Raw genomic sequence first — 26,533 nt, 5'->3', positions numbered from 1 at the left:
CTCGGAATGTGAGGTCACATCCGGACGGATGTAGCGAAGAAGCGAGCCAGTACCTGTCGGTTCGAACGGACAGTTTATTTAACGGGAGGCGTCACGCGCCGGCACGCTAGGACCGACGCGCTAGGAACCTTTTTGCGGGGCGCGCCGATTGCCACGAACATGAAAACGACGGGTGGAAGCGACGAGGCGAAGCGGAACGCGGGCGAGAGCGCGGCGAGCGAAGTCGAAGACGGCACGGTGGTCGGACTGGGAACGGGAAGCACGACGGCCCACGCGATTCGGGCGGTCGGTCGGATGGTCGACTCCGGGCTCGACATCCGCGGCGTTCCGACGTCCTTCCAGTCGCGGCAACTGGCACGGGACGCGGGGATTCCGCTCGCGGACCTCGATTCGGTGTCGGGAATCGACGTCGCCATCGACGGCGCGGACCAGTTCGCGGACGGCGACCTGATAAAGGGCGGCGGCGCGGCGCACGCGCGCGAGAAAATCGTGGACGGCGCGGCGGACCGGTTCCTCGTCGTGGCGGACCCGAGCAAGGCCGCCGAGCGACTGGACCACCCGGTTCCGGTGGAAGTGCTGCCCGCCGCGCGGACGACGGTCGCGGACGAGGTTCGTCGTCTGGGCGGCGAACCGGTTCTACGCGAAGCGGAGCGAAAGGACGGACCGGTCGTGACCGACAACGGCAACCTCGTCCTCGACTGCGATTTCGGGACGATCGACGCGCCCGCCGACCTCGCTTCGGCCCTCTCCGCGGTTCCGGGCGTGGTCGAACACGGACTGTTCGTCGGGATGGCCGACGAGGTACACGTCGGACATGACGATGGCGTCGAAGTGAGACAATTGTAGAACGCCGTCTCCTCTCGTCGGTCCGCTATCTACCTGTCTACGCGTGTCCGTTCGCCGCGGCGAGTAATCGACAACGCAGTCACTGGGCGGCGAAATAAATGAATGAAGTGTGTTCCGTTTTTACAGGTCGCGCGGCTGGACCGTCTTTCGGTCGTTCTCTTCTGCGCGTCGTGCAGCGTCCTCGAGGAGTTCCTCGACTTCGACGTCAAGTGCGTCGTAGAAGTCCGAGGCAACGTTTTTGTCGTCGAGCGCTTCTTTCACAGCCGCTTTGACAATAAGGTCTGCCATACAGGATTGACGTTCCGTAGCCCGCTTAATAAAGCTTCCCAAATTATGCGGTCAACAGCCACGAGTAGAAGAATGTGACCTACTCTGTCGCTTGCGCCAAAAGCTTTAAGTGGAGTAAAGTTGAGAGGCCGCAGACGATAGACCGGAGTAGGAGGGCCACAGAGTAGTGAATATGCGCGAACTACTCGAATCGGTGGCGAACGGAGAAATCAGCGTCGCCGAAGCGGAGGCGATGCTATCGGGATATGCAACGAACGAGGCTGGACGGTTCGACGCCGCCCGCGAGCGGCGTCGCGGCGTTCCGGAGGCGATACTCGCCGACGGAAAGACGCCGAGCGAAGTCGCGGAGCTAGCGACCACGGCCGTCGAAACCGCGGGCAGAGCGGTCGTCACGCGGGCGGACGACGACCACGTCGAAGCGGTACGGCGGCGACTCGACGGGGACCACCCGGAAGCGAGCGTTCGGGTTCGAACACGGGCGAACGTCCTCGTCGCCCGCGCGCCGACATTCGAGCCGCCGGAACTCGACGCGACGGTTTGCATCGTCAGCGCGGGGACGAGCGACGCGATTCCCGCCGGGGAGGCTGCGGTCATCGCGTCGGAGATGGGCGCGACCATCGAGGAGATACACGATGTGGGCGTCGCGTCCCTGGTCCGAGTGCTGGACGAGGTGGACGCCCTCCGCGCGGCGGACGCCCTCGTCGTCGCCGCCGGACGCGAGGGTGCGCTTCCGACCGTCATCGCCGGTCTCGTGGACACGCCCGTCATCGGCCTGCCGGTGTCGAACGGCTACGGGCACGCGAGCGGCGGCGAGGCCGCACTCTCCGGGATGTTGCAATCCTGTACCGTTCTCTCGGTGGTGAACATCGACGCGGGCTTCGTGGCGGGCGGACAAGCCGGACTGATAGCGCGCGCGGTCGGCGCGGCGCGGGAGGAGAAGGCGGAGAAATAGACCGAAGTCGATGCTCAGGCGGACCGCGTTCGGTTGTCTCGACGCTGGCGACGGACGCTAATAACCGTGAGCGGGAGGAGAATCAGGAGCAAGACCGCCAACCCGACGGTGGCGAACTCCAGTTCGAAGAACTCCGTGACGCCGAGATACGCCCAGAAGAACGCGTATCCGGTCCCCGTGACGAGGGAAATTCGAGGTGCACCTTGGACGTACCTGCCGTAGAGCATGACCACTTGTGCGACGAAGCAGATTCCCGCGACGGCGACGAGAAAGGTATCCATTGCTCGTAAAGTCGGTTTCGCTTCGCATAGTTGTTAGGAATCCAATGATTATTGAGGGACAGAAAATCGAGTTTCGTCGAGATGGGGAGTCGAAAGGGGCAGTTCAGGGAAACGAGTCAGACGGACTGCGTTCGGTCGCTCCACCACTCGCGATGGAGGAGAACGGCCGAAAGTGAGAGAACAACCACGAGGAGGACAGCCAACCCAGCGGTGGCGAACTCCAGTTCGAAGAACGCGGTGACGCCGAGATACGCCCAGAAGACCGCGTATGCGGCCCACGTGACGAGGGTAATTGGCGGTTTGTCTCGGCGATACCAAAGATAAAGCGTGGCTACGTGTGAGACAAAACTGAACGCCGCCACGCCGACGAGAAGGGAGTTCATCGCTGGTACAATCGGATTCGCTTTGTATAGTGGTTATGATTCCAATTATTTCCGGGTGAGAAATAGTCGGATTTCGCCGGGAGTCGGAGTTCTTCGGGGAGAGACTCGGGAGTTGTTGGAACAGATTACTGGGACGGCAGTCGCTAGGGAAAAAGACCGCACCGCGTGCGGGCGGGCGGCCAGACCCGTAGGGCCGCCCGCCCTCGGAGTCCCCATACCTCCCCGGGCGCTCGAACGAGGTTTCGAAGAAACCTCGCTCTCGCCGCGCGTCCTGCCGGTTGGTCGGCCTGCTGTCTGTCGGGAAAGCGGACGAGCGAAACGGAAATCGAGAACGGAATGCTCAGTTCGAGACTTTGATTTTCTCTTCCGCGCCGAGCGCCTCCACGACCAGTTCGGCCACGTCCACGATTTCGATGTCGTCCTCGTAGCCGCCGGTCTTCCGGCCGTCCTCGTACATCGTCATGCACATCGGGCAGGCGACGACGAACTTCTCGACGCCGCTCTCGGCGTCCGTGTCTTCGAGTGCTTCGCGGATGCGCTCCTCGCTCGGTTTCGAGTCCTCCTCGAAGTCCATCCAGAGGCCGCCGCCGCCGCCGCCACAGCAGAAGGAGTTGGCGCGGTTGCGCGGCATCTCGTCCAGCGTGCAGCCGGTTCCTTTGACGATTTCGCGGGGGGCCTCGTACTCGTCGTTGTAGCGCCCGAGGTGACACGGGTCGTGGTACGTGACGGTGTAGTCGAGTTCGGTTCCCGAGAGGCCCATGCGGCCGGACCGGAACAGTTCCTCCACGACCTGCGTGTAGTGGTAGACCGGGGAGTCGAACTCCTCTTCCATCTCCGGGTACTCGTTTTTGAACGTGTTGTAGCTGTGCGGGTCGGTGCAGACGATTTTGTCGTACTCGCACTCCTCGAAGGCGGCGACGTTGTCCTCGACCAGCATCTCGTACAGGCCCTCCTCGCCGACGCGGCGCACGTCGTTGCCATCGTTCCGCTCGTCCTCGTAGAGGATGCCGTAGGAGACGTCCGTCTCGTGGAAGATGGTCGCCAGCGAACGGGCGACGCGGCGGTTGCGCTCGTCGTAGGACGGGTAGTCGCCGACGTACCAGAGGAACTCCACGTCCTCGTCGCGGGCGTCGGGAATCTCGAAGTCGAGTTCCTCGGTCCACTCCGGACGGCGGCGCTCGGGGTCGCCGAACGCGTTGCCGTTCTGGAAGACGTTCATCATCGTGTCCTGCACGTTGACGTCCATCTGGCCGGATTCGGTCAGGCGACGGTTCATCTCGGTGAACGAGGTGAGATGTTCGATTTCGACCGGACAAGCGTCCATGCAGGCCATGCAGGCCATGCAGGACTCCATCGTTTCGCTGTCGATTACGCTACTGCCTCCATCGGCGATGATGGGCTTCTCGTCGCCGCCCGCGTCCAGGTTTTCGCGGTACTGTTTCAGGTCGAGAATCACGTCGCGCGGGTCGAGCGGACGACCGGACGCCTTGGCGGGGCAGACCGACGAACAGCGTCCGCACTTGGTGCAGGCGTCCTGGTCGAGCAGTTGTCTCCACGAGAAGTCGTCGATGGAACTCGCGCCGATTTCGTCAGGGCTGGCGTCGGAGGGAACGCCCGGCAGTCGCTTGCCCGCCTTCTCGTCGCGGGTGACGACGTTGGCGTACGACGACAGCATGTGGAACGGTTTGGCGTACGGAATCGCCGCGATGAAGACGAGCGCGACGAGGGCGTGTGCCCACCAGGTGACGGGATACCACGCCATCGCCATCTCGGGGGTGACGCCCGCCGCCGAGAGCAGGTCCTTGACGAACCATCCGACGAAGCTCACCGTCTCGAAGTTCGGGGAGTTGGTGCCGAGAATCCGAACGCCCTCGGTCAGGTAGCCGCCGACGCCGAGGAGGAACAGGGTCCAGATGAACAGGTCGTCCTCGTGGCCCGTATGCTTGCCCCAGAGGCGTTCGTTGCGAACCCAGTAACGCCGATAGAGCGCCATCGAGACGCCGACGACGAACAGCAGTCCCATCGCGTCCATCACGAGCGAGTACGAGAGGTAGAAGTAGCCGACGAAGAACGATTTCTCGCCGCCGAGGAAGTAGTGGGTGAACTTGCGGTAGCCGTCCATGTCGATGGCGAGAATCGTCGTGCCGATGAGGAGGGTGAGGAAACCCCAGAGGATGAACGAGTGCATCAGGCCGCCGTACAAATCGCGGTTGAACTGTTTCTCGTTCGTGATGACGATTTTCGCCGCGCGCGTCACCCGCCCCGGAAGGTCGTCCAACCGGTCGAACCAGTCCTCCTCACCGTCGGTGTACCTCGCGAAGCGGTTGTAGACGCCGTAGACGAAAAAGAGGACGGTCACGATGGCGAGGAAGTAAAATATCGCCTCACCCATCAGACCGATCCTCCAGAACGTCGGGCGCGTCGGACCCGCCGCCTCCGCGAGCGCGAAGATTGCCATGTTTTATCAGGAGGAGACTACTTGCTTAAATCTTGCCACCCACCTCCCCGTCGCTGTCGTGCGAGAATGAAAAATAAGTTTGTAGTTTACACGAGCGTCCAACCGAGGAGAACGACGGTCAAAATCACGGCGGGAGCGTCCGCACTCGAAATCGCAAGACGAGGGAGGGTCGGATTCCACACGAAACAGCGGGCGCGGAGCGCGAGCGAGAAAGTGTCGGCGCGGTCGAACGCCCGCGACAGTCCCGCCGCACCGACCAGTTCCATCCGGTCGGTGAGCGGCCGCTCGTCGCCGAGACGGGCGGCCATGGCGTCCCGAATCGCGCGCAAATCGGCCTGCAAGACGGGGAGGAATCGAAAAACGAAGGCGACGCCCATGCCCAGAAACTGGCCGACTCGTCCGGGGACGAGCCACTGAATCGCCGCGCGCGACTCCCGAACCGGCGTCGTGCGAACGTAGGCCGCGCTGACACAGAGGACGAGGAGGACCCGGTAACTCGCCAACGCGGGCGCGAGGGCGTCCCCCGGAACCACCCACGGCGGGCCGAGCGTGAGCGCGGCGAAGGCGGGACCGCCGACGAGGAACGGAAACAGATACTTGAACTCGCGGAGCACCCAGAGCGGCGACGTGGCCGCCCCCGCGAGCACCCCCGCGACGACCAGTGTCAACACGGCGAGTCCGACGGGAGTCGTCTTGGCGAGCGCGACGGCCGCGAAAACGGCCTGAAACAGGAGTTTGACGCGGGGGTCGAGTCGTTCGACGAACGCCCCCTGCGAGCGATATGCAAGCGTCATGGCGTCTCGATACCGAGGCGTGTGAGTTCGGATGCCGTTTCTCCCGGAGACCCATCGACCGCGATTTCGCCGTCGCGAAGCGCGATTGTCCGGTCGGCGAGCGACCAGACGTCGCGCACGTCGTGGGTCACGACGATGATTCCGGTTCCCTCTTCCGATAGCGTTTCGAGGTGGGACACCACCGACTCCCGGGCCGGACCGTCCAGTCCGGTGAACGGTTCGTCCAGCACGAGATGGTCGGGTTCCATCGCCAGAGCGCCCGCGATGGCGACGCGCTGGCACTCCCCGCCGGAGAGCGTGTCGATGCGGGCGTCGCGGCGGTTCGCCATTCCGACCGCGGACAGGGACGTCTCCACACGGCGGTCGATTTCGTCGCGGGGGAGCCCGAGGTTCTCCGGACCGAACGCCACGTCCGCTCCAACCGTCGCGGCAACGAAGGTGTCCCGCGGATGTTGAAACACCATTCCGACGCGGGTTCGTGCGGCCACGAGGTCGTCTTCGACCGGTGTTTCGTCGACCGACACGGTCCCCTCGTCGGGTGTGAGGAGTCCGTTGAAATGTCGGACGAGCGTCGTCTTCCCGCTCCCGTTCGGACCGGAAATCACGACGAACTCCCCGTCCGAAATCGTGAGCGATACGTCGTCGAGCGCCACCGCGTCGCCGAACCGGTGGACGAGATTTCGCGTCGTTATCATTCCGCTTTGATGCGGTCACTCCGGACGATGCCGACCGCGGCGGCGATTTTGAGCGCCTCGAAGGGGACGAACGCCACCGCCGAGAGGGTGAACGCCTCGGCGAGCGCGTAGTTGCCGAAGTAGGAGAACCCGACGGTCCCGAAGGCGTAGATGATGGCCGTTCCGACGACCATCCCGCCGACGAGGCGAAAAACGCCGGTCCGTTTCGGGTCGCGGAGCGTCAGTCCGTCGTGGACGATGGCCCCGACGACGAACGCGGCGAAGGGGTACGAGAGGAGGTACCCGCTCGTCAGGTCACCGACGACGTTGATCAGCCCGGCGGAACCACCGACGAAGACCGGTGCGCCGACGGAACCCGCGACGAGGTAGAGGACGAGCGACGCGGACCCCCAGAGCGGTCCGAGGAAGATACCCGCGAGGAAGACGCCGAGGACTTGAAGCGTGACGGGAATCGCCGGAGCGAGGGGATTCGGGAACGAGACCTGTGCGAACGCGCCGACGATGGCGGCGAACAATGCGGTTCGTGCGATGTTCCCGACGGTTTGCTCGCCGACCAGTTCGACCGACCCGGTTTCAGTGGACATGAAACAGGGTGGCTCGTCAACCGCTATGAGAACTTCGGTTGACGGCGCTGCTTGTTTCAGCCGACGGAACGAAACTTCACGCGCTGCCCAACAGGTTTTTATAGGTACCGAGCATGAGCTACGCGCTATGGATAAGAAGACCGAGGAACTCCGTGACATGTTCCTCGATTTGACGGACGAGGAGACTGTCACGGAAAAACAGGAGGAGACGCACGGATCGCTCGGTACGGAGGAAAAAGCCGAAGAGCAGCTGCTCGCCGTCGTAGCAGAGATGCGCGAGCGCTACGAGTTCGACACGACGCTCGCCGACGAGGAGTTGGCGACGGTGGTTCGTCGGTTCTACGCCGGGGACGAGGACGCCGAAATCGCCCGCGAACTCGGGGACGAATCCCTCGAAGAAACCGTCGGCCGTGCCCGAATCGACCTCCACCTCTTTCGGCTGTCGGACACCGAAGCGCCGTTCGAAATCGAGGCGCTTCGGACGCTCGTCAATGACGGTGTATCGACCGCCGACTGCGCCACGGAACTCGGTGTGGAGGAGACGACCGTTCGGCGTTACCGGCGCGTCATCGAGGCTAAGGCCGAAGCACGGAGCGTAAATCAGCAGTACATCAGCGAGTTCGAGAACGTCTTACAGGACCGAGAGATATCCGATAGGATGACAAGTGACATCCAACAGGACGGGTTGGACGACGCCACCGACGGGATGGAGACGAACGTTTCGTTCTAAACTGATTTTATTTCGTTCGGTGACGGACCGGTGACGACTTTCGAAGAAGAGCCGCCGTTCTAGTGTACGACCGCGATAGCTACATCACCACTCGGTGAGCCGCTGGGTGGAATCGTGCCAGTACAGGAACGTCGTGCCGAGGAGGGAAAACACGAGCCAGCAGACGAGAACTATATAAATCACTTCCATAGAATTGAATATCGATTGCGTGCTATTAACGGTTCTCATTCGCGATTCGAGGTTCAACGACGGATTACCGCTTCGAAAGTAAAATCGCTACTCCTGTTTCGGGAGTTTCGTCAGCGTGATCGAGTCGGACGTCGCATGGACGACGACATCGTCTTCGACGTCCATGTTCACGAGGTCCATCACGTCGGGTGGAATAGTGACAACCACCGATCCGCCGGATTGACGGAGCGTCCGGATACCGAGCGGATGTGCCCTCTCTTCCTGTTCGTCGTCGTCTAGAAAGCGTAGATGTGGAATGTTCACCATCGGTTCACCTCCCCTCGGGATAGACGCCTCGTCAGCAAAAGTACGACGTTCGTTTACGAAATCGTACTTTGTCAGGAGAAAGTAACCGGGCGAGTACCGAGTCAGAAAGAATCCAATATCTAGAACGGACGACGGGGATAAGTGAAAACGTCACCTTCGTTTACTCGGGGGAAAAAGTATGGCAACAACAGAACGAGTAGTTGAGCGTGAGGAAACCTACACCCCACGAACGTACAAAGCGGGTGGCTTCCTGCTGATGTTGGCGGGGGTCATCGGTGCCATCGTCGGTTTCGGACTGCTCATCACCGGTGCTGGCATCCCACTGCTCGGTTTGGGTGGGTTCGCCGCCGGTGTCGCCGGGGGTGTCGTCCTCGTGTTCTCGGTCATCGAGTTCGCGGGCGGCGCGTCGGCGTTCAGAGGTCGCAACTGGTACGGAAGCATGACCGCGGGCGTGCTCGGATTGGTGACGTTCTTCACGTTGCCGCTCGACCTCATCGGCACGTTCCTCATCGCGCTCGGTGAAGGACAGTTCGACCACGCGGAAGAAGAAGAAGAGACGGTCGAAGAGGAAGTCACGACGGTCGAATAATTCGACCCAACATCCATCCGTACGAGGTCATTTATTATACGAAACGAAACCCGGCGAGCGACCGCTATTCCACGCCGGATTCGACGCTCTTTTCCACCGCGCTCGGTTCCGTCTCCTCGTCCAACCGGGTGAGTCTGGCTTTCATGATGCGAGTGTTTTCGACCTGTTCGACGTGAAGTCGAACCCCGTCGTAGTCGATGTCCTCACCCTCTTCCACCAGTCTGCCCGCACGGTTGAAGATGAACCCGGCGATGGTTTCGAACTCCTCACCCTCGGGGAGTTCGATGTCCATGGCCTCGTTCACCTCGTCGATGTTGACCTCGCCGCGAACGATGACGGTGTCCTCGTCGATGCGCTCTATGGGCTCTTCTTCCTCCCCGTCCAGGATTTCACCGACGATCTCCTCGACCATGTCCTCCATCGTGACCAGGCCCTCCGTCGTCCCGAACTCGTCGATGACGATGACCATCTGCATCCGATTTTCCCGCATTTCGGTCAGCAGTTCGTCCACGTTCTTGCTCTCGGGGACGTGAAGCGTCGGCTGAATCAGGTTGCTCAGTTTCAACCCGTCCGGCGTCGTCTCGCCGTAGTTCTTCTCGCGCACGAGGTCACGCACCGTGACGATACCGATGACGTTGTCCAAACTTCCCTCGTAGACGGGAACGCGCTCGTGGCCCGACTGGACGAGGGTTTCGATGGCCTCGTCGATGCTCGACTCCTGCGGGACGGCAGTCATGTCGAGACGCGGCGTCATGACCTCCTTGGCGATGGTGTTGTTGAACCTGAAGATGCGCTGGAGCATCTCGCGTTCGTCCTCCTCGATGACGCCCTCGCGCTCGCCGGTCTGAATCATGTCCTGAATCTCGTCGCGAGTGACGTACGAGGTCTCGATAGCCGAGCGCCCGCCGGTGACGCGGTTTACCGCTCGCGTCAAGTAGTCGAAGGTGACGACCAACGGGAGCAGAAGATATTCGGAGTATTTGAGCGGTTTCGCGATTTTGAGTGCCCACGACTCCGTGTTCTCGACGGCGTACGATTTCGGCGCGCTTTCGCCGAACAGCAGGACGAGAGAGGTAATGCCGAACGTCGAGACGAGGACGGCGAGGCTGGGATTGTCGAGATAGATCCCCACGAGCGCCGTCGCGATGGACGACATCGCGATGTTGACGATGTTGTTGCCGACGAGAATCGTCACGAGCAGACGGTGCGGGTCGCTTTTGAGCGAGTCGACGGTCTTCGCGCCGTCCACACCCTCGTCGACGAGCGCTTCCACGCGGTGTTTCGCGAGCGAGAACATCGCGATCTCGGAGGACGAAAAGAACGCCGAGAGCAAGAGGAGGAAGAGAATGCAAACGATACCACCCCAGAGGACCATTTGTCCGGTCGGGCGGATGCCAAACAGACTATTCAGTGGCGCAGTCTGTGAAAGAGCAACGAGTGTCGGGGAGAGTGCCATTCGATAACCCACCTTGACCGTCAACAGGATTAACTCTTTATTCTTTTGCTGTTCCGGGTTTTGGGTGAAACTACCGAGAGCGAAGCCCTTACAGGAGTTTCACCCTAAACACCGAGCATGAGTACCGAGACGACAGACCCGGCCATCACGCTGTATCGACTGCAGGCGTGTCCGTACTGCGAACGCGTGGTTCGAAAACTACAGGAGTACGACATTCCCTACCAGTCGCGGTTCATCGAACCGATGCACTCGGACCGAAACGTCGTCAAGCGTATCAGCGGCAAGCGAACGGTTCCGGCCATCGTGGACGAGAACACGGGCGTGACGATGAGCGAGAGCGCGAACATCGTCGAGTACGTCGAGAACACCTACGGAGTGGCGGAATAATGGTGGATTTCGACGTGGTGGAACTCGGCCCGGCGGACCACCCGAGCGTCGGCGAGACGGCACCGGACTTCACGCGCCCGCTTGTCGATGCCGAACTCTGGGAAAACGTCTCCCTGTCCGACATCACGGACGACGGGAAGACGCTGCTCGTCTTCTACAGCATGGACGGCGCGTTCCCCGCGACGTACGTGTGGAACGAACTGCGTGACCACGCGTGGGACGACACATACGACGTGCGGATAGTCGGCCTGTCGATTTCGACGCCGTACGAACACAAGACCCTCATTCAGGAGCGCGGCATGGAGTACCCTTTGTTCAGCGACCCCGCGAACGACGTCGCCGAGGCGTACGGCATCGAGAACGATCTGGACGGGATGGAAGGCATCAGCGAACCGCGACCGGCGATGTTCCTGCTGGACGAAGACCGGACGGTCGAATACGCGTGGGTCGCGGCCGAGTGGCCCGATTTCCCGGATTACGACGAAGTCGAGCAAGCTCTACAGGGCTGAGGCGAGGAGAGGACGCGACGCTTTTTTCGTGTGGGCCACAACTCACGGTATGGACGATACGAGCGGCGGAACCGACGCGACCGAAACGGAACTCGACCGAGCGGCGACGGCGATTCGTGAGGGCAAACTCGTCGTATATCCGACCGAGACGGTGTACGGTCTCGGTGCCGACGCGCTGGATTCGACGGCGATAGAGCGCGCGTTCGAGGCGAAACACAGGGCGCGTGACAAACCGGTGTCGCTCGCGGTTCCCGACGTCGAAAGCGCGAAACGCTACGCTCGTCCGACGGAACGCGAACTGGCGTTCATGGAGGCGTTCCTCCCCGGACCGGTGACGGTCCTCTGCGAGAAGCTCGATGTCGTCCCCGATGTCCTCACCGGCGGACGCTCACACGTAGGCGTTCGCATTCCGGACCAGTCGCTCGCGTTGGAACTCCTCGAACGGGTGTCTCCCATCACCAGCACGAGCGCCAACGTGAGCGGGCGGGAGAGTGCGACCCGCATCGAAGAACTCGACGCGGAGATTCGGGACGCCGCGGCGGTCGTCCTCGACGGCGGCGAAACCGGAGGCACCGGAAGCACCGTCGTGCACGTGGAGCGGGGCGAAATCGTCCGTCGGGGCGAGAATGCGGACGAAATCGAGACGTGGCTAGCCGCCGAGGAGTGACCGCAGCGTCCGGGTTTTGACCCCGCACTCCGCGCGATACTCGCAGGCGTCGCATTTCGAACGATTATGCAACCGCGGCGGCGGGCCGTCAAGCGCACGGGCGGCACGGAGGACGCGGCGATATGTCGCCTTTCGGCGGGTCGAAAGGCGAAGTCTGCGAACGATGCCGTGGGCTGGATACTCCACAAAGGCGTGTTCGACCGACCGCTCGTGTTCCCACGAGAGCGCCTTCGCGGCGGCGATCGCTCGCACGCTTTGGGGTTCCCAAACGCCCGTCTCGGGCGGGGTTCCGGTGAACACCATCGACGGTATCGGGGGGTCGCCGCCGAGGACCTTGTGGACGATTCCGCGGCAGTCCTTCCCCTCGACCAGTTTCTCGCGTGTCTCGGGCGAGCGGAGACGATCCCACGCGTCGAACTCGGTGGCGCGTTGCAGGTTCGCTCGAAACTGTGCGGGCGGGACTTCCAACGGGAGGTCCGCGAGTTCGGAATCGGACGCATCGAGGAGGCGGTCGTATTCGAACGCGAGTTGTCGCCGTTCGGCCACGATAGCCGGGATTTCGAGTTCGTCCCCTCGAAGATAGTAGAGTTTCCGGGGACAGTACGCGGCGGTTTCGAGTTCGCTGAACGGGAGCTTCGTCACGATGGGTCTGGTCTCGGTTTGGTATATAAATCTCGGGTGAGGGAAAGGGGCAAGAGTCTGGACAGTCTCTGTCCGTTCATGAGCGATTTCGATAAGGAAGCGGAGCGGGAGAAACTCCGCCAGCAGTACGAAAGCGAAAAGGAGGAGCGAAAATCGACGCAGCGGATGAGCGAACTGCTGTTGCAGGGCGCGACGATGACGGGCAAACACTGTGACACCTGCGGCGACCCGATATTCCGAATGAACGGAAACGAATTCTGCCCGACCTGCCAAGGAGCTGGAACGAACGCGGAGGCGGCGGAAGCCGACGCATCATCGACGGAGCAGTCGGGGGACGAAGCGGTCACTGGCACCGAAACCGAGGCCGCCGGCGAGGCGACCGAAATTCCGGTCGAGTCGGGCGATGAATCCGGAACGGACGCACGAGCGGAAACGGCAGGGGCGGCACGGGCAAGGTCGGGAGAGGCAAGGTCGAGGCAGACAGGGGAACCCGCGCGTGTACAGCGACCGAACCCACCGCAGCGCGTGCCGCGTCAATCCCGGCGTACACCGCCGAGTCAGACGGAGGATGCGAATCGGAGCGAGCGGGCACAGCAACCGGAGACGCGGGCGATAAAAGAGGGAGGACAGGGTGGACGAACTGGCGACCTCTCGGTTGCGCGGGAGTCGTTGGTTCGGAAACTGACCACGCTCGCACAGGAAGCCGAGGAGACGAACGACGTCGGTCACTCGCGCGAACTGCTGGCCGCGACGCGGGAGGCGGCGGAGGCGCTCGCCGCGCTGGACCGAGCGAACCGTTAAGCCGAAACCGCTCGACAGTCATCCCATGGACGTACTGGTCCCTATCGACGGCTCCGAGGGCAGTTTCCGGGCGCTCACGTTCGCGGCTGAGTTCGCCCGGAACTTCGACGCGACGCTGCACGTCGTACATTTTTCCAACGAAGCGACGCCGGCGACCGACGAGATACTCGAACGTGCCCGTAAGGTGCTCGAATCGGCAGATATCGAGTCGGACCCGGAGCTATCGACCGACATGCAACTGGAGTTTCGACCGGCGGAGCGAGTCGGGGAAAACATCCTCGAACTCGTGGAGGAAAACGACTACGACCACGTCATCATGAGTCATCGCGGGTCGGGGACGATAGAACGGGCGATTCTCGGGAGCGCCGCACAGACGATCGTCCGCGCCGAAGCGGTCCCGGTGACTATCGTTCCGTGACCGATCGGCATTTCACGTCGGCGTCTCGCTTCCCCGATAGGTCGAACCAATGCAGTGCGAAGGCGAAGTCCGGGTTAAAGTCCGACGGGAACGCTCTCCGCGTCACGTCGTGTTGTGGTTCGCCGTACAGTTCCAGTTCGCTGGTCGATGGCTCGGTCTCGTGCTGCGGCTTTCCGTACCGGTACTCGACTTCCCACTGTTCCTCGTCATCCTGCCTCGTGAGGCGGGGTAACATAGTTTACTCTCATCCGGGTAAACAGCAGGAGAGGATTTAACGTGGGTCGACCGTTCACCCCGTTTATGCACCGTCATCGGCGTCATACGATCTTCAAACGACGCAATATAGGCCGCGATGACTGATCGCGTGTGATTAGATACCATACAGCACCCCCGTGTCCCGGTAAGCACTCCTTACGAGTCGTACTCGCTTCCGATGATCTCACGGATTCTGTCGGCGGTTATCTCGCCGACCCCTTCGGTCTCCATAAGGTCGCCTTTCGATGCGGTCATGACCGCCTGAACCGTTCCGAATTCGGAGAGCAACGCCCGAGCGGTGACCGGCCCGATGTCCGCGATGGAGGCGACGACGTACTCCTGCTGTTCGGAAAGCGTCTTCGCGTGTTTGTCGCCGTGGACCGATATTTCCCGTTCGGAGACCTCCTGTTCGCGGGTGGCGATGACTTCAAGCAGGTCGGTCGTGTCCTTCTCGTCCTCGGTTCGGAGGACGCTCGCGCCGAAATCGACCGCGAGGGACGAAACCGCGCCCCGAATCGCGTTCGGGTGGATGTTTCGTTCCTCGTAGAGACCGTCGCCTTCGATGATGACGACCGGACGAGCGTAGTGACGGTTGATATCGCCCACTTGCTCGAACATCGAACGGTCGCTCCCGACGAGCGTATCGAGGAAGTCGCTCACCGACTTTCGCTCGACCGCGACCCGGTCGCTCAACACGTAGTCACCGACGGCCAGCGTTTCGAGTCGAACATCGACGCCCTCCCGAGCGGAGAGGTCGCGGGCGATGTTCGCGTCGAGTTCTCGCTGGTCGGCGACGATTTCGACGGCGTCGGAGTTCTCGCGCCCGCGCGCCGTCGCCACGACGCCGTCGGGTTCCGCCGCGTCGTCGTCGTTCGTATCCTCGTCTTCGTCGCCCGCGTCGTCCGCCGCTTCCGTGTCGAACTCCTGTAGGCCGTGGCTCACCTCGCGTTTCGTCCCGCCGTCCGCATCGCCGAACGACCCCAGCGTCTGCTGTGAATCGTCGAGTTCCTCCTCGACTTCCTTCGCGACGCCCTTGAGTTTGCGCAGTTCCTCCTCCATCTCGTCCTCGCGGCGTTTGGAAATCCAGAAGTACGCCTCGTCGCGGGTGTCCTCGGCGAGGAGGACGACGACCTGTCCCTGCGCCTGTCGCCCGGTTCGTCCCTTCCGCTGAATCGACCGCACCGCCGTCGGGACGGGTTCGTAGAAGAGCACCAAATCGACTTCGGGGACGTCCAATCCCTCCTCGGCGACGGAGGTGGAGACGAGCACCTCGAACTCGCCCGCCCGAAAGTTGTCGAGGGTTTCCTGCTGTTCCTTCTGGGTCATTCCGTCGCTTCCGTCCTTGTCCCCCTGCCCGACGAACCGCTGGGCGGTCAACTGGTTCCCGAGTTCGTCGTTGAAGAAGTCAGTCAGCGTCTCGGCAGTATCGCGCGATTCGGTGAAGACGATGATGCGCTCGCCGCCGTTCAGGCCCAACGTTTCGGCTACGTAGGTCCTGACCTTCCGGAACTTCGGATGCCGACCCTCGTACTGCACCGCCTTCCGCATCGCCTCCTGCACTTTCGGCTCCGAAACCATGCGTTGGCTCGCCTTCGACGCGCCGGACGAGCGGGCCGAGTTACGCTGGCGCTCGAAGTACCGGCGGAGCGATTCGACGCTCTGGGTTTCCGCGAGTTCGACCGCCCGGCGAAGTTTCATCACCTCCGCGTGTGCGGACATCCCCTTGTACCCCTCCGACTGGTCGTTGTCGATGAGTTTCTGTAACTGCCCGCGAACCTTGTTCAGGTCCTTCTGCGAGACGTCCGGGCGCGTCGTGTTGATGACGCCGAGGCTCTTCAGGCGCTCCAATCGGTCCGAGATGACCTCGTTCAGCGCGTCCCGAATCTCGACGATTTCCTCGGGCAGTTGCACGCGAACCCACTCGACTTCGGTGTCGTGCGTGTACGTCGAGACGTCGCTGTCCTCCTCCGTCATCACCTCGACTTCGTGCAGTCCAAGGTTCTCACAGACCTCCAGAATCGACTCCTTGTCGCCGCCCGGCGACGCACTCATCCCGGTGACGAGGGGGTCGTTCGCGTCCGAATGATAGCGTTCCGCGATGTAGTTGTACGCGTAGTCGCCGGTCGCGCGGTGACACTCGTCGAAGGTGACGTGCGTCACCGGACCGAGGTCGATTCGCCCGCCCACGATGTCGTTTTCCACGACCTGCGGCGTGGCGATGATGACTTTCGACGATTTCCAAAGCTCCGAGCGCTCGGCGGGTCGAACCTCGCCGGTGAACACGACAATCTCCTCGTCCGGAATCGAAAGGGCTTCCCGGTAGAAATCGGCGTGCTGGTTCACCAGCGGTTTCGTCGGCGCGAGGAGGAGCGATTTCCCTCCCACGTCGTCGAACCGTTCGGCCGTAACCAGCAGGCTAACCGTCGTCTTCCCCAATCCGGTCGGGAGACAAACGAGCGTGTGGTCGTTCCGCGCCGTCCCGGCGAGTTGAATCTGATAGAGTCGCCGCTCGATGAACGAGGGCGAGAGATAGGGGTGTTCCACGTAGTTCGTTGCAGCGTCCGTGGTCGCCATTCGTCGTGAGTTTGGTCGTCATTCGGTTAAAGCGTTCGCGTCGTGGGGTGAAAGTGGAACGCGACTGAGGATATTCGTGATAACCACACCCATAGCATCAATAATTCAAATGCTGATTTTCATATTATCCGTCATTGTGTTGTCCAATATGATCTTAGATTTTAGAGATGGAGTTACTATTGCCGTTGCTTCGTTCGGGTTCCTCCTCGGCACACTCGTCGGCTTCGCTCTCCAGTCCAACAACGTTGTTTTTTGGCAAATATCTGGGACCGTCCTCGGTGCCGCGTTTGCCGCGTATTTTCTTTCCGAATGATATTTCGAACTCCAAGTCAACACAGTAGCGGACTTCGAGTAGGTGTGATGGTCGGGCTATCGACTGTCGCTAGACCATCGCCGGTAGGTACCGCAACGCGACGAAAATCGCTACGGCGGCACCGATGGGAATCGTGAGGTTGTCGTCGATGACGTAGCCCGCGATGACGGGTTTGACGCCGTCCGCGAGCGTCGCGGCGACCGCACCGAGAATCGCGGCAGGAAGCGGAAGTCCCAGAACGGACGCGATGAGGACACAGACGGCGAACGTCACCAACAGTGTGTGAACCGCTTTGACGCCGAGTTCGCCCGACCCCAAGAGACCGCTGATGGGGTCGGCGATGGTCAACATGAGCATCGCCGGGATGGCGATTCGCGGTTCGAACACCCACGCCGTCGCGGTCATACCGAAGAAGTAGAGGGCGTACCCCGCGAGGTTGTCCTGTTCGTAACTCCGCGTGAGTTCGTCGTAAATCTTCCAGTCCAGTCCGATGAGCAGGCGGATGATTTCGAGGACGAGCGCGACCGCGGAACCGAGGAGGAGAAGCCAGCGCAACTGCTCCCACTTCAACAGACCCAACAGGTACAGCGCCGGAAGTCCGGTTCCGCTGACGTGTACCAGTCTGCGCTTGACTTCACCCGACACGGCTACCGGTTCCGGAGCGGCGTACTCGCGAGGTCTTCGAACGAGGTGTCGCCGTCCTTGAGCGACGACAGCAGGTCCGGCAGGTCGGCGATATCGACGCGAACCTGCTCGGTCGAATCGCGTTCGCGGAGTGTCACCGTGTCATCTTCCACGCCTTCGTAATCGACGGTGACGCAGAACGGCGTGCCGACTTCGTCCTGTCGTCGGTACCGACGGCCGATGTTGCCCGAGTCGTCGTAAGTCACGTCGAGGCCGTTCGTTCGGAGTTCGGCCGCGATGTCGCGGGCTTTCTCACCCATGCCGTCCTTGTCCATGAGCGGGAAGACGCCGACGGTCGTCGGCGCGATTTCGGAATCGAGCGACAACCGCGTCCGCGTCTCGCCCTCGACTTCGTCCGTCTCGTAGGCGTGGTCCAACACGGTGTAGAGCACCCGACCGACGCCGATGGACGGTTCGACGACGTGCGGCGTGATGTGTTCGCCCGACTCCTTTACCTCCTCGACGCTGAAACCGGTCTTTTCGACGGGGACGGTGTACGATTCGCCGTCGGATTCGACCGTCACTTCGTCGCCGTCGAACGCGGTTCGGTCGCGTTCCGCGAGGGTCTGGAGCGCCTCGGCGATGTCGGCGGCCGCGCCGCCGAACTCGGGACCGAGATAACTCATGTCGGGTTCGACCACCGCTCGTTCGACCACTTTCGGTTCGTCGTACTGCCGGAAGACGGTGAAGTCCTCGTCGGAGTGTTCGCCGTGGTTCGACAGGTCGTAGTCGCTCCGGTAGGAGTAGCCCGAGATCTCGATCCAGTCGCCGTCGATTTCGGCTTCGGCGTCCCAACAGTCGCTCGCGTAGTGGGCGCGCTCGCCGGAGAGATGTTGGCGGAAGCGGAAGCGGTCCATGTCCACGCCGATTCGTTCGTACCACTCCTGACCGACGCCGAGGTAGTAGGCGACCCAGTCGCTGCCGATGATGCCCTCGTCCACCGCCTCGCCGATGGTGGTGTGGAGATACTCGCCGTCCGCGTCGTTCTGCGCGGGGGCGGAGTACAGCGTCACTTCCACGTCCTCGACCAGATGGAGCGGCGGTTCGTCCGTTTCGGGGTCGATGAACTGTTCGAGTTCGGCCTGCGTGAACTCGCGGACGCGGATGATGGATCGTCGCGGACTGATTTCGTTCCGATAAGCCGTGCCGATCTGCGTGATGCCGAACGGGAGTTGGTTGCGGGCGTACTCCTTGAGTCGCGGGAACTCCACGAAGATACCCTGTGCCGTCTCCGGACGCAGGTAGCCGGGGTGGCCCGAACCGGGACCGATGTCCGTCGAGAACATGAGGTTGAAGTCCTCGACCGGTTCGCCCGCGAGCGGGGTGTCACAGTTCGGACAGCGAAGGTCGTTGTCGGCGATGAGGTCGCCGACTTCGTCCAACGGAAGCGCTTCGGCGTCCTCGATGTCCGTGTTGTCCTCGATGAGGTGGTCGGCGCGGTGGCTCTCACCGCACTCGGGGCATTCGACCAGCATGTCGTCGAAGCCGTCGAGGTGGCCGGACGCCTCGAAGACGGGTTCCGGCATCACCGTCGGCGCTTCGATCTCCCGGTGGCCCTCCTGTATCTGAAACCGGTCGCGCCACGAGTCCTCGATGTTCCGCTTCAGCGCGGCACCCTGCGGGCCATAGACGTAGAAGCCAGACACGCCGCCGTAGGCCTCCGAGGATTGGAAGAAGAACCCCCGTCGTTTGGCGAGTTCGACCAAATCGGTCATTCGAGCGCCTCCAGCAGGTTCACGTCGCGCACGATGCCGACGAGTAGGTCGCCGCTGACGAGGGGAACCTGTTCGATGTCGTTTGTCAGCATCATCTGTGCGACCTCGCGCGCGGTCTTGTTCTTCGAGACCGTCACCACGTTCTCCGTCATGAACTCGCTGACGGGGGTGGACGGAATCTGGACGTTCCGCGTGGGGATGTAGCTGTTTCCGACCGATTTGATTCCCTCCCACATCCATGCGTCGTCCTCGTTCGCGATACTGCCCCCGGTGTCGTCCTCTCCCTCGACGACCTCCGCGACTTCGATGATATCGACTTCGGTGAGGATACCCGTCATCTCGCCGTCGTCGCCGAGCGTGACGGCGTAGGGGACGTTCGCGTAGTAGATTTCGCGTTCGGCGACGGTCAGCGGCGTCTCGGCGTAACACGTGTTTACGTCGGGACTCGCGAGTTCGCCGACCTTCGTGTCGCCGTCCGCTTCCCCTTCGGCGATGGCGCGAACCACGTCCGTCACCGTGACGATTCCTTCGAGTTCACCGTCGACGACCGGGACGCGGCGGATTTGTTCGTCCAACATCAGGGCTGCAGCGTCCTCGATGGAGGTGTCCTGCGTCGTCGTCGCCACGTCCCGCATGAGCATGGCGAGTTGGTCCTCGTCGGGATGTTCGATGAGGTCATCGCGCGAGATGAGACCGCGGTACTGCTCGCCGTCGTCGGTCTGTTTGACGACCGGCACGGAGGAGAACGAGCGTTCCTGCAAGTATTCGAGCACGTCGTCGCGCGTGCCCGGAAGCTCGACAGTAACGACGTCTGACCGGGGTGTCATCGCTTCGGCAACGTTCATATCCGCGGGATACGGTTTCACCCTTCTTGTACCCTACGAACCGCGGGGGTGGAAAAACGAGCGAACGGCGGGGAAATCGGAACGGACGCGACAAGGTGCGGGGAGACGCGGAGGCGACTACTCGTCGTCGCCGACGTTCGCTTCGACGACGTAGTTCTGGTACTTCTCGGGGTCGGGAAAGAACTTGGTGTGGTCGTCGTGGCGGAACGTTCCGTGAACCGTGCCGTCCAAGGTCTGGACGTGGCTGAACATCTCCTCCTCTCTCACCGCCGTTTTCACGAGCGGCGGGGCGTGCATCATCTCGTACGTCCCCGCGATGAGAATCGCGGTTCGGGTGTCGGGGTCGAGAAACTGCGTGAGCATGAACACGCGCGACTCCATCTCCTTGCGGAAGACCTGATACTGCGGGAACGTCCCCTCCTCGACCGCTTCGCGGAAGTCGTTGGCGTAGTTGTCCGGGATGACGTAGACGAGACCGAATCGGTCGGTATCGCCCGCCTCGGGACCCTCCGGTGCGGTGTGGCTGGCGGGAACTTTGACGACGTCCCAGCCCTCGGATTCGAGGTCGTCAGCCATCATGTTCATGTCTTCGAGCGTCATCCCCCACGCGTCCTTCTCCGCGTCCGCGTTCGCCGCGATTCGGTCGGCATAGTTGCCTTCATCGTCGCCGGTTTCTGGCATACCGCGATGTCAGGTTCCGAAGCGGTAAAAACTGTTGTTACACACCAACGCCGAACGCGGCTTCCATGAGGAACGACGTGAGGAGGATGGCGATGCTGGCGAGGAACAGTTTCGCGCCGGTCGAAAACCGCTCCTCAGGAGGAATCGAATAGCGCGAAAGCGGCGGCAGTCGCTGCACGGCGGACTGAAACCGCGTCTCCTCGCGCGAGCCGATGACTTCACCGGTCGTCTCGGTGCGCTTGATTTCGATTTCGTCGCCGGATTTGTCCACGTTCCACGCGCGGGACGGACGCAACTGAAACGCGCCGTATCCGAACAGCACGAAGCCGACCAAAAACAGGAAGTATTTGATGCCGAGCAGGCCGCCGCCGAGCGGGAAACTCACAACGAACCCGACGACGAACGCCACACCGGTCACTGCGATGGCGTAGACGAGTGCGTCGAGCACCTGTCGTCCCCGTCGCGGAGACCGATCCAGCGCGTCCATTACCGCATCGTGTACGGCGTGAACTCGTCAGGCTCCTCGTAGTCGTCGAGGTGGCGGTGACAGTGGCTGAAGCGACCGGAGTCGCTCACCACGTTGTCGCCGGGCGAGTCCGAATCACAGACGCTTCCGAACACGTCGCGCAGGTACTCGCGAGCCTGCTGTTCGTCGTTGTTCTCGATGTATCCCGATGCCTCGTCGATGTGCTGTTGGACGTTCCGCGGAATTTTCACGTCGGCGAACAGTTCCTGTTGAATCTCCCCGATGTCGGAGAACCGCGTCTCCATGCCGAGGAGTTCCTTCACCTGATCCGTCACCGACCGGTCCGCACGTGACCGTGCGCGGACGACTTCGCGGAAGATTTCGATGTTGAGCCAGAGTTCGTCGTCAACGTTTTGGAACTCATCGGGCCGAATCTTCATCGGGCATCGCGTGCTGAACGGACATCCCTTCGGCGGGTCGCGAGGACTCGGGGGCGTCCCCCGAAGCGTGACGCGTTCGCCGCGACTCGTTGGATCGGGGTCCGGAATCGCCGAGAGGAGCGAAATCGTGTAGGGGTTCTTCGGGTTCTCGAACAGTTCCTCCGCCGGTCCGAGTTCCATGATGTGACCGAGATACATCACCGCCACGCGGTCACAGATGTGCCGAACCACGGAGAGGTCGTGGGCGATGAACAGGTAGGTCAGGCCGAACTCGTCCTGCAAGTCTTCGAGCAGGTTGAGAATCTGGGCCTGCACGGACACGTCCAGTGCCGAAACCGGTTCGTCCAGCACGATGAACTCGGGTTCGAGCGCGAGCGCGCGGGCGATGCCGATACGCTGGCGCTGCCCGCCGGAGAACTGGTGCGGATAGCGGTAGTAGTGTTCGGGCTGCAACCCGACCACGTCGAGGAGTTCACGGACGTGTTGACGGCGCTCCCGCGGCGTCTTCCAGTCGTGAACGTCCAGCGGTTCGCGGATGATTTCGCCGACCGTCATCCGGTCGTTGAGGCTGGACTCGGGGTCCTGAAAGACCATCTGGCTGTTGCGCCGCCAGTTCTTGAGGTCCTTGCCCGACAGTTCCGTGATGTCGGTACCGTCGAACACCACCTCGCCGGAGGTCGCCTCCTCCAACTGGATGAGCGTCCGGCCGAGCGTCGATTTCCCACAGCCGGATTCGCCGACCAGACCGAGCGTCTCGCCGCGGCTGATTTCGAGCGAAACGCCGTCGACGGCCTTGACGGGGGTCGAGTCGATGAGACCGCCGTCGCCGTAGTAGGTCTTCAGGTCGTTTATCTCGACGAGCGTCTCGCCTTCGGAGACGGAAGTGGATTTACTCTGTTGTACTTCGCTCATAGTTCCTCCTCAGTTTCGCTTGCGGTATTTCGATGCACGTCGATGGCTTCGGATTGCGATACGTCTTCGGGGTACAGCAAGCACGCCGCCGTGTGGTCGTCCACGTCGCCGTTGACTTCGACGGGGACCGGATGAACCTTGTCGCACGAGTCGAACGCCTCGGAACACCGAGGAGCGAACCGACAGTAGGTCGCCGGTTCGTTCGGCGTCGGAACGTCGCCCTCGATGGTGACGAGTCGGTCCGAGTCCGGGCTGTTCCCCGGAATGCTTCGAAGGAGACCACGCGTGTAGGGATGTCGTGGGTTTTCGAACAGTTCCACGACGGGCGCGCTCTCGATGATTTCGCCCGCGTACATCACGTTCACACGGTCCGCGATTTCGGCGATGACGCCCATGTCGTGCGTGATGAACATGATCCCGAGGTCGCGTTCCTCCTGCAATTCGTCGAGGAGTTCGAGGATTTGGGCCTGTATCGTCACGTCGAGCGCCGTCGTCGGTTCGTCACAGATGAGGAGTTCGGGGTCACAGGCGAGCGCCATGGCGATGACCGCGCGCTGGCGCATCCCGCCCGAGAACTCGTGGGGGTACTCACGAACGCGCCGCCCCGCGTCCGGGATACCGACCGCTTCGAGCAGGTTGATGGCTTCCTTGGTCGCCTCCGTTCCCGTCAGTCCTTGGTGGAGGCGGAGCGATTCCTTGATCTGATTTCCGACGGAGTACACGGGGTTCAGACTCGTGAGCGGGTCCTGAAACACCATCGCGATGTCGCCGCCGCGAATCTGTCGGTACTCCTTTTCGGTCTTCGTCGTCAACTCCTCGTCCTTGAACCGGATGCTTCCGTCGAGGATGCGGCCCGGCGAGTCGACGAGGCCCATGATGGAGCGCGCGGTGACGCTCTTTCCGGACCCGGATTCGCCGACGATACCGACCGTCTCTCCGGGCTTGATGTCGAACGAAACGCCGTCACAGGCCCGGATGACTTCCTTGTCGGTGAAGAAGGCCGTCTGGAGGTTCTCGACGCTGAGAATCGGCTCCGTGTCGGCCGTCGTGGAGACGCGTTGGCGCGACGCCATTATGCGCCACCTCCCGTCGCGGCGACTTCGGCACCGGTGTCGTCACCGGTTTCGCTCTGTGGGTCGATGGCGTCACGGATGCCGTCACCGAGTGCGTTGAAGGCGGTGACGACGAACACGATGAGGATACCCGGAATGAGCGAGATGTGCCACGAGGGACCCGCCACGAACCCTTGACCCATGGCCACTGCACGACCCCACTCGGGTGTCGGTGGGTTGATTCCGATGCCAAGGTACGACAGTCCCGCAATCGAGATGATGATGCCGCCGAGGGTCATCGAGGAGTAGACGAGCAGATAGCCGAGGATGTACGGTGCCATGTGCTTTTTCATGGTCGTGACCGGGCTCTGCCCGAAACTCTTCGCCGCGTCGATCCACTCCTGTTCCGAGACTTGGAACGCCGGACCGCGCACCGCACGCCAGAGGAATGGCCACCCCGTCCCGGCGAACAGCAACGCGAGTAAGAGTCCCCCGTTGTACACTCCCGCAATCCACGTGTCCTTAAAGACGGCCGAGAGCATGATGAGGAGCAGGAGGCGCGGAATCGACATGATCGAGTCACCGACGATGACGACGCCGAGGTCGACGATCCCTTTGTAGTAGGCCGTCAGTAGCGCGAACGCCGTCGCGACGAGGCCGCTCACTAGGATGGCGGTGACGCCGATGAACAGCGAGACGCGAGCGCCATGTACCATGAAGGTGTACAGATCCTTCCCGTTCTGTAACGTGCCGAACGGGTGCCATCGACCGTAGTCGTCGTAGGTCATCGGACCGACGTTACTCGACCCTTCCGACGCCGAACCCAAGTTCGCCTCACCGATGGTTACTTCTTCGACTTGATTGGTTTCCTTGTCGAGGTAGTGGACGCTGTAGGAGTACGGATTATTGATGTTCCGCTCGATGGTCGTCGTCCCCATTGCAGGGGCGAAGATTGCCATCACGACGAACATGAAGATGACGACGAACCCGAACAGTCCCCACGAGTGGCGACGGAACCGGTTCACCATGTCGTCACGCGGGGTCCAGTCGGCGTACCGATAGTGTTGCCGGAAGGTGAGGTAGCCGCGCCATATCCAGTACAGGAAGGCGAGGGAGTAGGCGTAGATGAGGACGGTACGAATCGCCCACACGATAGCCGGGGAGAGTCCGAGGAACGTCCCTTTCCAGCCACCTTGTGGCGACTGCCACCCCGTGTTGTCGAATACCTCCCGCGTCAGGAGTGTCGGCAAGTTCGCCAGCGCGTCGCCGAGCGTGGCGAACGGTGCGGCGATGGGTTTGAGGAACGGCAGTTTGTCCATCAGCGATGCCCACGGAATCGACATTATCATGCCGGACAGGGCACCAAGCTCTAGCGCGACGAGCAGCAGGAACCCGGCGAGCCATAGCGTGGCGGGTTGTGGGTTGTCCGCGATTCGTTCACGAAGCGGACGCTCTTCTCGAATGTTCGAATTGGAACTCATATCAGGCGCCTCCATCGTAGCCGACCCGGGGGTCGATGAGGGTGTACAGGATGTCCTGTACGATGTTGATTGTCACGACGAGCAGGATGAAAATGAACATCAGCGACCCGACGAGCGGCAGGTCGCCGGCCATAATCGCATTGAAGAACAGTTGCCCGAGGCCGCTGATGTCGAGCACCGACTCGACGAGCACCGAACCGCCGATGAGCAGGAACGCCTCGCCCGTGATGATGGGAACGAGCGGGATGAGCGCGTTCCGGAAGATGTGTTTCCAGACGAGCGACCGCGGCGGGACACCCTTCGCGCGTGCGGTCTCGATGAAGTTCGAGTTCACCGTCTCCAACACGGCGGTCCGGCCGATACGCATCTCGTTCCCCATCGATGCGGAACCGAGAACGATGGCCGCCGGTGCGATTTTCTTGATAGCCGCCAGAAGTCCCTGTGGGTTCGTCAATTCCTGTGGGTCGTTGAACGGAACACCGGTGACGGTGGTGTGGACGAGCCAGTTCTGCCAATCGAACCCGAACAGAATGTTTTCGGAGTTCGAGAGGACAGAAAGGAATATGATGGCCAGCCAGAAGTTCGGCATCGCACGCCAGACGATACCACCGAACGAAGCGAAGTAGTCGCTCCACGAGTTCGGGTTGAGTCCGGCGTAGAATCCGAGCGGGATGCCGACGAAGATGGCGATGAGGACCGACCAAAAGCCCAACCAGATGGTTCGCGGGGCGTATTCGATGATGAGCGAATTCGCCGTGCGGTCGGGGAACAGCACCCACGACTTGCCCAAGTTGAAGGTGAGCATGTTGGTCATGTAGTCGATGTACTGTGCCCATAACGGCTGGTTAAGGCCGAGTTGATTCTTGATCTGCTGGTATGCCTGTGGGTCTCCGGTCGGTCCGAGGATGGCTCCAACGGGGTCCATCGGACCCATACGGAGGACGATGAACGTTATCGTCATTCCGAATATCAGGATGGGAACGGACAGAAGCAGCCGACGGCCGAAGTAGCGCCATCGACTCATGCCGTCCGGTTCACCTCCTGCTCAAGCGTAATCGTGTCGTGCGGTAGGTTGCACCCTATGGTAACCGCGTTCATGGCTGATACGGATACGTATTTCGCGTTCCTCTCATTATGTCT

31 protein-coding genes are annotated in these 26,533 nt (G+C 61.8%); 10 read left to right on the top strand and 21 right to left on the bottom strand.

The genetic code is table 11. The features are described from left to right. Positions 1-159: 159 nt before the first annotated feature. The gene (rpiA, locus tag ACGYLY_RS16645; protein ID WP_395283219.1) at positions 160-846 is read left to right on the top strand and encodes a ribose-5-phosphate isomerase RpiA; all 687 of its coding nucleotides are present in this window, start codon (positions 160-162) and stop codon (positions 844-846) included. Positions 847-966: 120 nt separating this feature from the next. Here the strand turns inward: rpiA and ACGYLY_RS16640 are convergent, their stop codons facing one another. Next, complete coding sequence (locus tag ACGYLY_RS16640) at positions 967-1,134, bottom strand: DUF1931 family protein (protein ID WP_018128851.1); 168 nt, start codon at positions 1,132-1,134, stop codon at positions 967-969. Positions 1,135-1,306: 172 nt separating this feature from the next. Between ACGYLY_RS16640 and larB the strand changes: the two genes are divergently transcribed. Then, positions 1,307-2,086 carry a nickel pincer cofactor biosynthesis protein LarB gene (gene larB, locus ACGYLY_RS16635; RefSeq protein WP_395284172.1) on the top strand — a complete coding sequence of 260 codons (780 nt, stop codon included), beginning with the start codon at positions 1,307-1,309 and terminating at the stop codon, positions 2,084-2,086. Between the two features lie 14 nt (positions 2,087-2,100). Here the strand turns inward: larB and ACGYLY_RS16630 are convergent, their stop codons facing one another. The 6 genes from ACGYLY_RS16630 to ACGYLY_RS16605 form a co-directional block, all read right to left on the bottom strand. After that, positions 2,101-2,367: a hypothetical protein gene (locus tag ACGYLY_RS16630; protein WP_395283218.1), complete on the bottom strand. Its 267-nt coding sequence runs from the start codon at positions 2,365-2,367 to the stop codon at positions 2,101-2,103. 116 nt (positions 2,368-2,483) lie between these two features. Then, positions 2,484-2,750 (bottom strand): hypothetical protein, encoded by a 267-nt coding sequence (locus ACGYLY_RS16625; protein WP_395283217.1) that lies wholly within the window; start codon positions 2,748-2,750, stop codon positions 2,484-2,486. A 340-nt stretch (positions 2,751-3,090) separates the two neighbouring features. Further along, a complete protein-coding gene (locus tag ACGYLY_RS16620) occupies positions 3,091-5,208 on the bottom strand; it encodes a heterodisulfide reductase-related iron-sulfur binding cluster (RefSeq protein ID WP_395283216.1) in 2,118 nt (705 codons plus the stop codon). An 86-nt stretch (positions 5,209-5,294) separates the two neighbouring features. Then, positions 5,295-6,002: an energy-coupling factor transporter transmembrane component T family protein gene (locus ACGYLY_RS16615; RefSeq protein WP_395283215.1), complete on the bottom strand. Its 708-nt coding sequence runs from the start codon at positions 6,000-6,002 to the stop codon at positions 5,295-5,297. Continuing rightward, positions 5,999-6,697 (bottom strand): energy-coupling factor ABC transporter ATP-binding protein, encoded by a 699-nt coding sequence (locus ACGYLY_RS16610; RefSeq protein ID WP_395283214.1) that lies wholly within the window; start codon positions 6,695-6,697, stop codon positions 5,999-6,001. Before ACGYLY_RS16610 ends, ACGYLY_RS16615 begins: the two co-directional genes overlap by 4 nt. Continuing rightward, entirely contained in the window at positions 6,694-7,281 is a 588-nt protein-coding gene (locus ACGYLY_RS16605; RefSeq protein ID WP_395283213.1) for a biotin transporter BioY, read from the bottom strand. The genes ACGYLY_RS16610 and ACGYLY_RS16605 overlap by 4 nt, the downstream gene beginning before the upstream one ends. Positions 7,282-7,408: 127 nt before the next feature. Between ACGYLY_RS16605 and ACGYLY_RS16600 the strand changes: the two genes are divergently transcribed. Beyond that, a complete protein-coding gene (locus ACGYLY_RS16600) occupies positions 7,409-8,011 on the top strand; it encodes a conditioned medium-induced protein 4 (RefSeq protein ID WP_395283212.1) in 603 nt (200 codons plus the stop codon). 276 nt (positions 8,012-8,287) lie between these two features. Here the strand turns inward: ACGYLY_RS16600 and ACGYLY_RS16595 are convergent, their stop codons facing one another. Then, positions 8,288-8,506 carry a hypothetical protein gene (locus tag ACGYLY_RS16595; protein WP_395283211.1) on the bottom strand — a complete coding sequence of 73 codons (219 nt, stop codon included), beginning with the start codon at positions 8,504-8,506 and terminating at the stop codon, positions 8,288-8,290. A 178-nt stretch (positions 8,507-8,684) separates the two neighbouring features. On the opposite strand from ACGYLY_RS16595, the gene ACGYLY_RS16590 reads away from it, so the two are divergent. Then, on the top strand, positions 8,685-9,095 hold the full coding sequence (locus ACGYLY_RS16590; protein ID WP_395283210.1) for a hypothetical protein: 411 nt from the start codon (positions 8,685-8,687) through the stop codon (positions 9,093-9,095). A 64-nt stretch (positions 9,096-9,159) separates the two neighbouring features. Here the strand turns inward: ACGYLY_RS16590 and ACGYLY_RS16585 are convergent, their stop codons facing one another. After that, positions 9,160-10,551, bottom strand: a complete 1,392-nt coding sequence (locus ACGYLY_RS16585; protein ID WP_395283209.1) for a hemolysin family protein — start codon at positions 10,549-10,551, stop codon at positions 9,160-9,162. Positions 10,552-10,668: 117 nt separating this feature from the next. On the opposite strand from ACGYLY_RS16585, the gene ACGYLY_RS16580 reads away from it, so the two are divergent. Genes ACGYLY_RS16580 through ACGYLY_RS16570 form a run of 3 tightly spaced genes read left to right on the top strand, consistent with a single transcriptional unit; the run spans position 10,669 to position 12,114 of the window. Then, entirely contained in the window at positions 10,669-10,938 is a 270-nt protein-coding gene (locus ACGYLY_RS16580; protein ID WP_395283208.1) for a glutaredoxin family protein, read from the top strand. Then, positions 10,938-11,447: a redoxin domain-containing protein gene (locus tag ACGYLY_RS16575; protein WP_395283207.1), complete on the top strand. Its 510-nt coding sequence runs from the start codon at positions 10,938-10,940 to the stop codon at positions 11,445-11,447. Before ACGYLY_RS16580 ends, ACGYLY_RS16575 begins: the two co-directional genes overlap by 1 nt. 49 nt (positions 11,448-11,496) lie before the next feature. Next, entirely contained in the window at positions 11,497-12,114 is a 618-nt protein-coding gene (locus tag ACGYLY_RS16570; protein ID WP_395283206.1) for an L-threonylcarbamoyladenylate synthase, read from the top strand. Here the strand turns inward: ACGYLY_RS16570 and ACGYLY_RS16565 are convergent. Further along, entirely contained in the window at positions 12,097-12,756 is a 660-nt protein-coding gene (locus ACGYLY_RS16565) for a hypothetical protein (RefSeq protein ID WP_395283205.1), read from the bottom strand. The two genes, ACGYLY_RS16570 and ACGYLY_RS16565, sit on opposite strands and share 18 nt — an antisense overlap. 78 nt (positions 12,757-12,834) lie before the next feature. Here ACGYLY_RS16565 and ACGYLY_RS16560 point away from each other — a divergent pair, with 78 nt between their 5' ends. Continuing rightward, positions 12,835-13,557 carry an Sjogren's syndrome/scleroderma autoantigen 1 family protein gene (locus ACGYLY_RS16560; RefSeq protein WP_395283204.1) on the top strand — a complete coding sequence of 241 codons (723 nt, stop codon included), beginning with the start codon at positions 12,835-12,837 and terminating at the stop codon, positions 13,555-13,557. A 25-nt stretch (positions 13,558-13,582) separates the two neighbouring features. Next, positions 13,583-13,975, top strand: a complete 393-nt coding sequence (locus ACGYLY_RS16555) for a universal stress protein (protein WP_395283203.1) — start codon at positions 13,583-13,585, stop codon at positions 13,973-13,975. Here ACGYLY_RS16555 and ACGYLY_RS16550 read toward each other — a convergent pair. Continuing rightward, the gene (locus ACGYLY_RS16550) at positions 13,962-14,210 is read right to left on the bottom strand and encodes a hypothetical protein (protein ID WP_395283202.1); all 249 of its coding nucleotides are present in this window, start codon (positions 14,208-14,210) and stop codon (positions 13,962-13,964) included. The two genes, ACGYLY_RS16555 and ACGYLY_RS16550, sit on opposite strands and share 14 nt — an antisense overlap. 176 nt (positions 14,211-14,386) lie before the next feature. Then, positions 14,387-16,804: a DEAD/DEAH box helicase gene (locus tag ACGYLY_RS16545; RefSeq protein ID WP_395283201.1), complete on the bottom strand. Its 2,418-nt coding sequence runs from the start codon at positions 16,802-16,804 to the stop codon at positions 14,387-14,389. A 76-nt stretch (positions 16,805-16,880) separates the two neighbouring features. On the opposite strand from ACGYLY_RS16545, the gene ACGYLY_RS16540 reads away from it, so the two are divergent. After that, on the top strand, positions 16,881-17,117 hold the full coding sequence (locus ACGYLY_RS16540; protein ID WP_395291251.1) for a hypothetical protein: 237 nt from the start codon (positions 16,881-16,883) through the stop codon (positions 17,115-17,117). 69 nt (positions 17,118-17,186) lie between these two features. Here ACGYLY_RS16540 and ACGYLY_RS16535 read toward each other — a convergent pair whose 3' ends face one another. From ACGYLY_RS16535 to ACGYLY_RS16495, 9 genes are all read right to left on the bottom strand, one after another. Further along, positions 17,187-17,762 carry a dolichol kinase gene (locus ACGYLY_RS16535; RefSeq protein ID WP_395283200.1) on the bottom strand — a complete coding sequence of 192 codons (576 nt, stop codon included), beginning with the start codon at positions 17,760-17,762 and terminating at the stop codon, positions 17,187-17,189. Positions 17,763-17,764: 2 nt separating this feature from the next. Further along, the gene (glyS, locus tag ACGYLY_RS16530) at positions 17,765-19,516 is read right to left on the bottom strand and encodes a glycine--tRNA ligase (protein ID WP_395283199.1); all 1,752 of its coding nucleotides are present in this window, start codon (positions 19,514-19,516) and stop codon (positions 17,765-17,767) included. Beyond that, positions 19,513-20,361 carry a CBS domain-containing protein gene (locus ACGYLY_RS16525; RefSeq protein ID WP_395283198.1) on the bottom strand — a complete coding sequence of 283 codons (849 nt, stop codon included), beginning with the start codon at positions 20,359-20,361 and terminating at the stop codon, positions 19,513-19,515. The genes glyS and ACGYLY_RS16525 overlap by 4 nt, the downstream gene beginning before the upstream one ends. Positions 20,362-20,478: 117 nt before the next feature. Next, complete coding sequence (locus ACGYLY_RS16520; protein WP_395283197.1) at positions 20,479-21,042, bottom strand: hypothetical protein; 564 nt, start codon at positions 21,040-21,042, stop codon at positions 20,479-20,481. Between the two features lie 37 nt (positions 21,043-21,079). Then, the gene (locus tag ACGYLY_RS16515; RefSeq protein WP_231185971.1) at positions 21,080-21,529 is read right to left on the bottom strand and encodes a hypothetical protein; all 450 of its coding nucleotides are present in this window, start codon (positions 21,527-21,529) and stop codon (positions 21,080-21,082) included. Next, positions 21,529-22,860, bottom strand: a complete 1,332-nt coding sequence (locus ACGYLY_RS16510) for an ABC transporter ATP-binding protein (protein ID WP_395291250.1) — start codon at positions 22,858-22,860, stop codon at positions 21,529-21,531. Before ACGYLY_RS16510 ends, ACGYLY_RS16515 begins: the two co-directional genes overlap by 1 nt. After that, on the bottom strand, positions 22,857-23,933 hold the full coding sequence (locus ACGYLY_RS16505) for an ABC transporter ATP-binding protein (RefSeq protein WP_395283871.1): 1,077 nt from the start codon (positions 23,931-23,933) through the stop codon (positions 22,857-22,859). Before ACGYLY_RS16505 ends, ACGYLY_RS16510 begins: the two co-directional genes overlap by 4 nt. After that, complete coding sequence (locus ACGYLY_RS16500; protein WP_395283872.1) at positions 23,933-25,408, bottom strand: ABC transporter permease; 1,476 nt, start codon at positions 25,406-25,408, stop codon at positions 23,933-23,935. Before ACGYLY_RS16500 ends, ACGYLY_RS16505 begins: the two co-directional genes overlap by 1 nt. Beyond that, positions 25,395-26,417, bottom strand: a complete 1,023-nt coding sequence (locus ACGYLY_RS16495; RefSeq protein WP_395283873.1) for an ABC transporter permease — start codon at positions 26,415-26,417, stop codon at positions 25,395-25,397. The genes ACGYLY_RS16500 and ACGYLY_RS16495 overlap by 14 nt, the downstream gene beginning before the upstream one ends. Positions 26,418-26,533: the final 116 nt, after the last annotated feature.

The sequence above is a fragment of the Haladaptatus sp. CMAA 1909 genome (assembly GCF_043952005.1).
In the GTDB taxonomy this organism is placed as follows: domain Archaea; phylum Halobacteriota; class Halobacteria; order Halobacteriales; family Haladaptataceae; genus Haladaptatus.
This window is presented reverse-complemented; position numbering and strand designations above follow the sequence as displayed.

Coding starts and splice junctions, on each gene's coding strand:
- ACGYLY_RS16630 (WP_395283218.1), bottom strand. CDS start 2,367: ATGGATACCTTTCTCGTCGCCGTCGCGGGAATCTGCTTCGTCGCACAA.
- ACGYLY_RS16585 (WP_395283209.1), bottom strand. CDS start 10,551: ATGGCACTCTCCCCGACACTCGTTGCTCTTTCACAGACTGCGCCACTG.
- rpiA (WP_395283219.1), top strand. CDS start 160: ATGAAAACGACGGGTGGAAGCGACGAGGCGAAGCGGAACGCGGGCGAG.
- ACGYLY_RS16600 (WP_395283212.1), top strand. CDS start 7,409: ATGGATAAGAAGACCGAGGAACTCCGTGACATGTTCCTCGATTTGACG.
- ACGYLY_RS16605 (WP_395283213.1), bottom strand. CDS start 7,281: ATGTCCACTGAAACCGGGTCGGTCGAACTGGTCGGCGAGCAAACCGTC.
- ACGYLY_RS16590 (WP_395283210.1), top strand. CDS start 8,685: ATGGCAACAACAGAACGAGTAGTTGAGCGTGAGGAAACCTACACCCCA.
- ACGYLY_RS16500 (WP_395283872.1), bottom strand. CDS start 25,408: ATGGAGGCGCCTGATATGAGTTCCAATTCGAACATTCGAGAAGAGCGT.
- ACGYLY_RS16610 (WP_395283214.1), bottom strand. CDS start 6,697: ATGATAACGACGCGAAATCTCGTCCACCGGTTCGGCGACGCGGTGGCG.
- ACGYLY_RS16595 (WP_395283211.1), bottom strand. CDS start 8,506: ATGGTGAACATTCCACATCTACGCTTTCTAGACGACGACGAACAGGAA.
- ACGYLY_RS16505 (WP_395283871.1), bottom strand. CDS start 23,933: ATGGCGTCGCGCCAACGCGTCTCCACGACGGCCGACACGGAGCCGATT.
- ACGYLY_RS16615 (WP_395283215.1), bottom strand. CDS start 6,002: ATGACGCTTGCATATCGCTCGCAGGGGGCGTTCGTCGAACGACTCGAC.
- ACGYLY_RS16515 (WP_231185971.1), bottom strand. CDS start 21,529: ATGGACGCGCTGGATCGGTCTCCGCGACGGGGACGACAGGTGCTCGAC.
- ACGYLY_RS16625 (WP_395283217.1), bottom strand. CDS start 2,750: ATGAACTCCCTTCTCGTCGGCGTGGCGGCGTTCAGTTTTGTCTCACAC.
- ACGYLY_RS16510 (WP_395291250.1), bottom strand. CDS start 22,860: ATGAGCGAAGTACAACAGAGTAAATCCACTTCCGTCTCCGAAGGCGAG.
- ACGYLY_RS16640 (WP_018128851.1), bottom strand. CDS start 1,134: ATGGCAGACCTTATTGTCAAAGCGGCTGTGAAAGAAGCGCTCGACGAC.
- ACGYLY_RS16550 (WP_395283202.1), bottom strand. CDS start 14,210: ATGTTACCCCGCCTCACGAGGCAGGATGACGAGGAACAGTGGGAAGTC.
- ACGYLY_RS16575 (WP_395283207.1), top strand. CDS start 10,938: ATGGTGGATTTCGACGTGGTGGAACTCGGCCCGGCGGACCACCCGAGC.
- ACGYLY_RS16560 (WP_395283204.1), top strand. CDS start 12,835: ATGAGCGATTTCGATAAGGAAGCGGAGCGGGAGAAACTCCGCCAGCAG.
- larB (WP_395284172.1), top strand. CDS start 1,307: ATGCGCGAACTACTCGAATCGGTGGCGAACGGAGAAATCAGCGTCGCC.
- ACGYLY_RS16545 (WP_395283201.1), bottom strand. CDS start 16,804: ATGGCGACCACGGACGCTGCAACGAACTACGTGGAACACCCCTATCTC.
- ACGYLY_RS16580 (WP_395283208.1), top strand. CDS start 10,669: ATGAGTACCGAGACGACAGACCCGGCCATCACGCTGTATCGACTGCAG.
- ACGYLY_RS16520 (WP_395283197.1), bottom strand. CDS start 21,042: ATGCCAGAAACCGGCGACGATGAAGGCAACTATGCCGACCGAATCGCG.
- ACGYLY_RS16570 (WP_395283206.1), top strand. CDS start 11,497: ATGGACGATACGAGCGGCGGAACCGACGCGACCGAAACGGAACTCGAC.
- glyS (WP_395283199.1), bottom strand. CDS start 19,516: ATGACCGATTTGGTCGAACTCGCCAAACGACGGGGGTTCTTCTTCCAA.
- ACGYLY_RS16525 (WP_395283198.1), bottom strand. CDS start 20,361: ATGAACGTTGCCGAAGCGATGACACCCCGGTCAGACGTCGTTACTGTC.
- ACGYLY_RS16620 (WP_395283216.1), bottom strand. CDS start 5,208: ATGGCAATCTTCGCGCTCGCGGAGGCGGCGGGTCCGACGCGCCCGACG.
- ACGYLY_RS16495 (WP_395283873.1), bottom strand. CDS start 26,417: ATGAGTCGATGGCGCTACTTCGGCCGTCGGCTGCTTCTGTCCGTTCCC.
- ACGYLY_RS16555 (WP_395283203.1), top strand. CDS start 13,583: ATGGACGTACTGGTCCCTATCGACGGCTCCGAGGGCAGTTTCCGGGCG.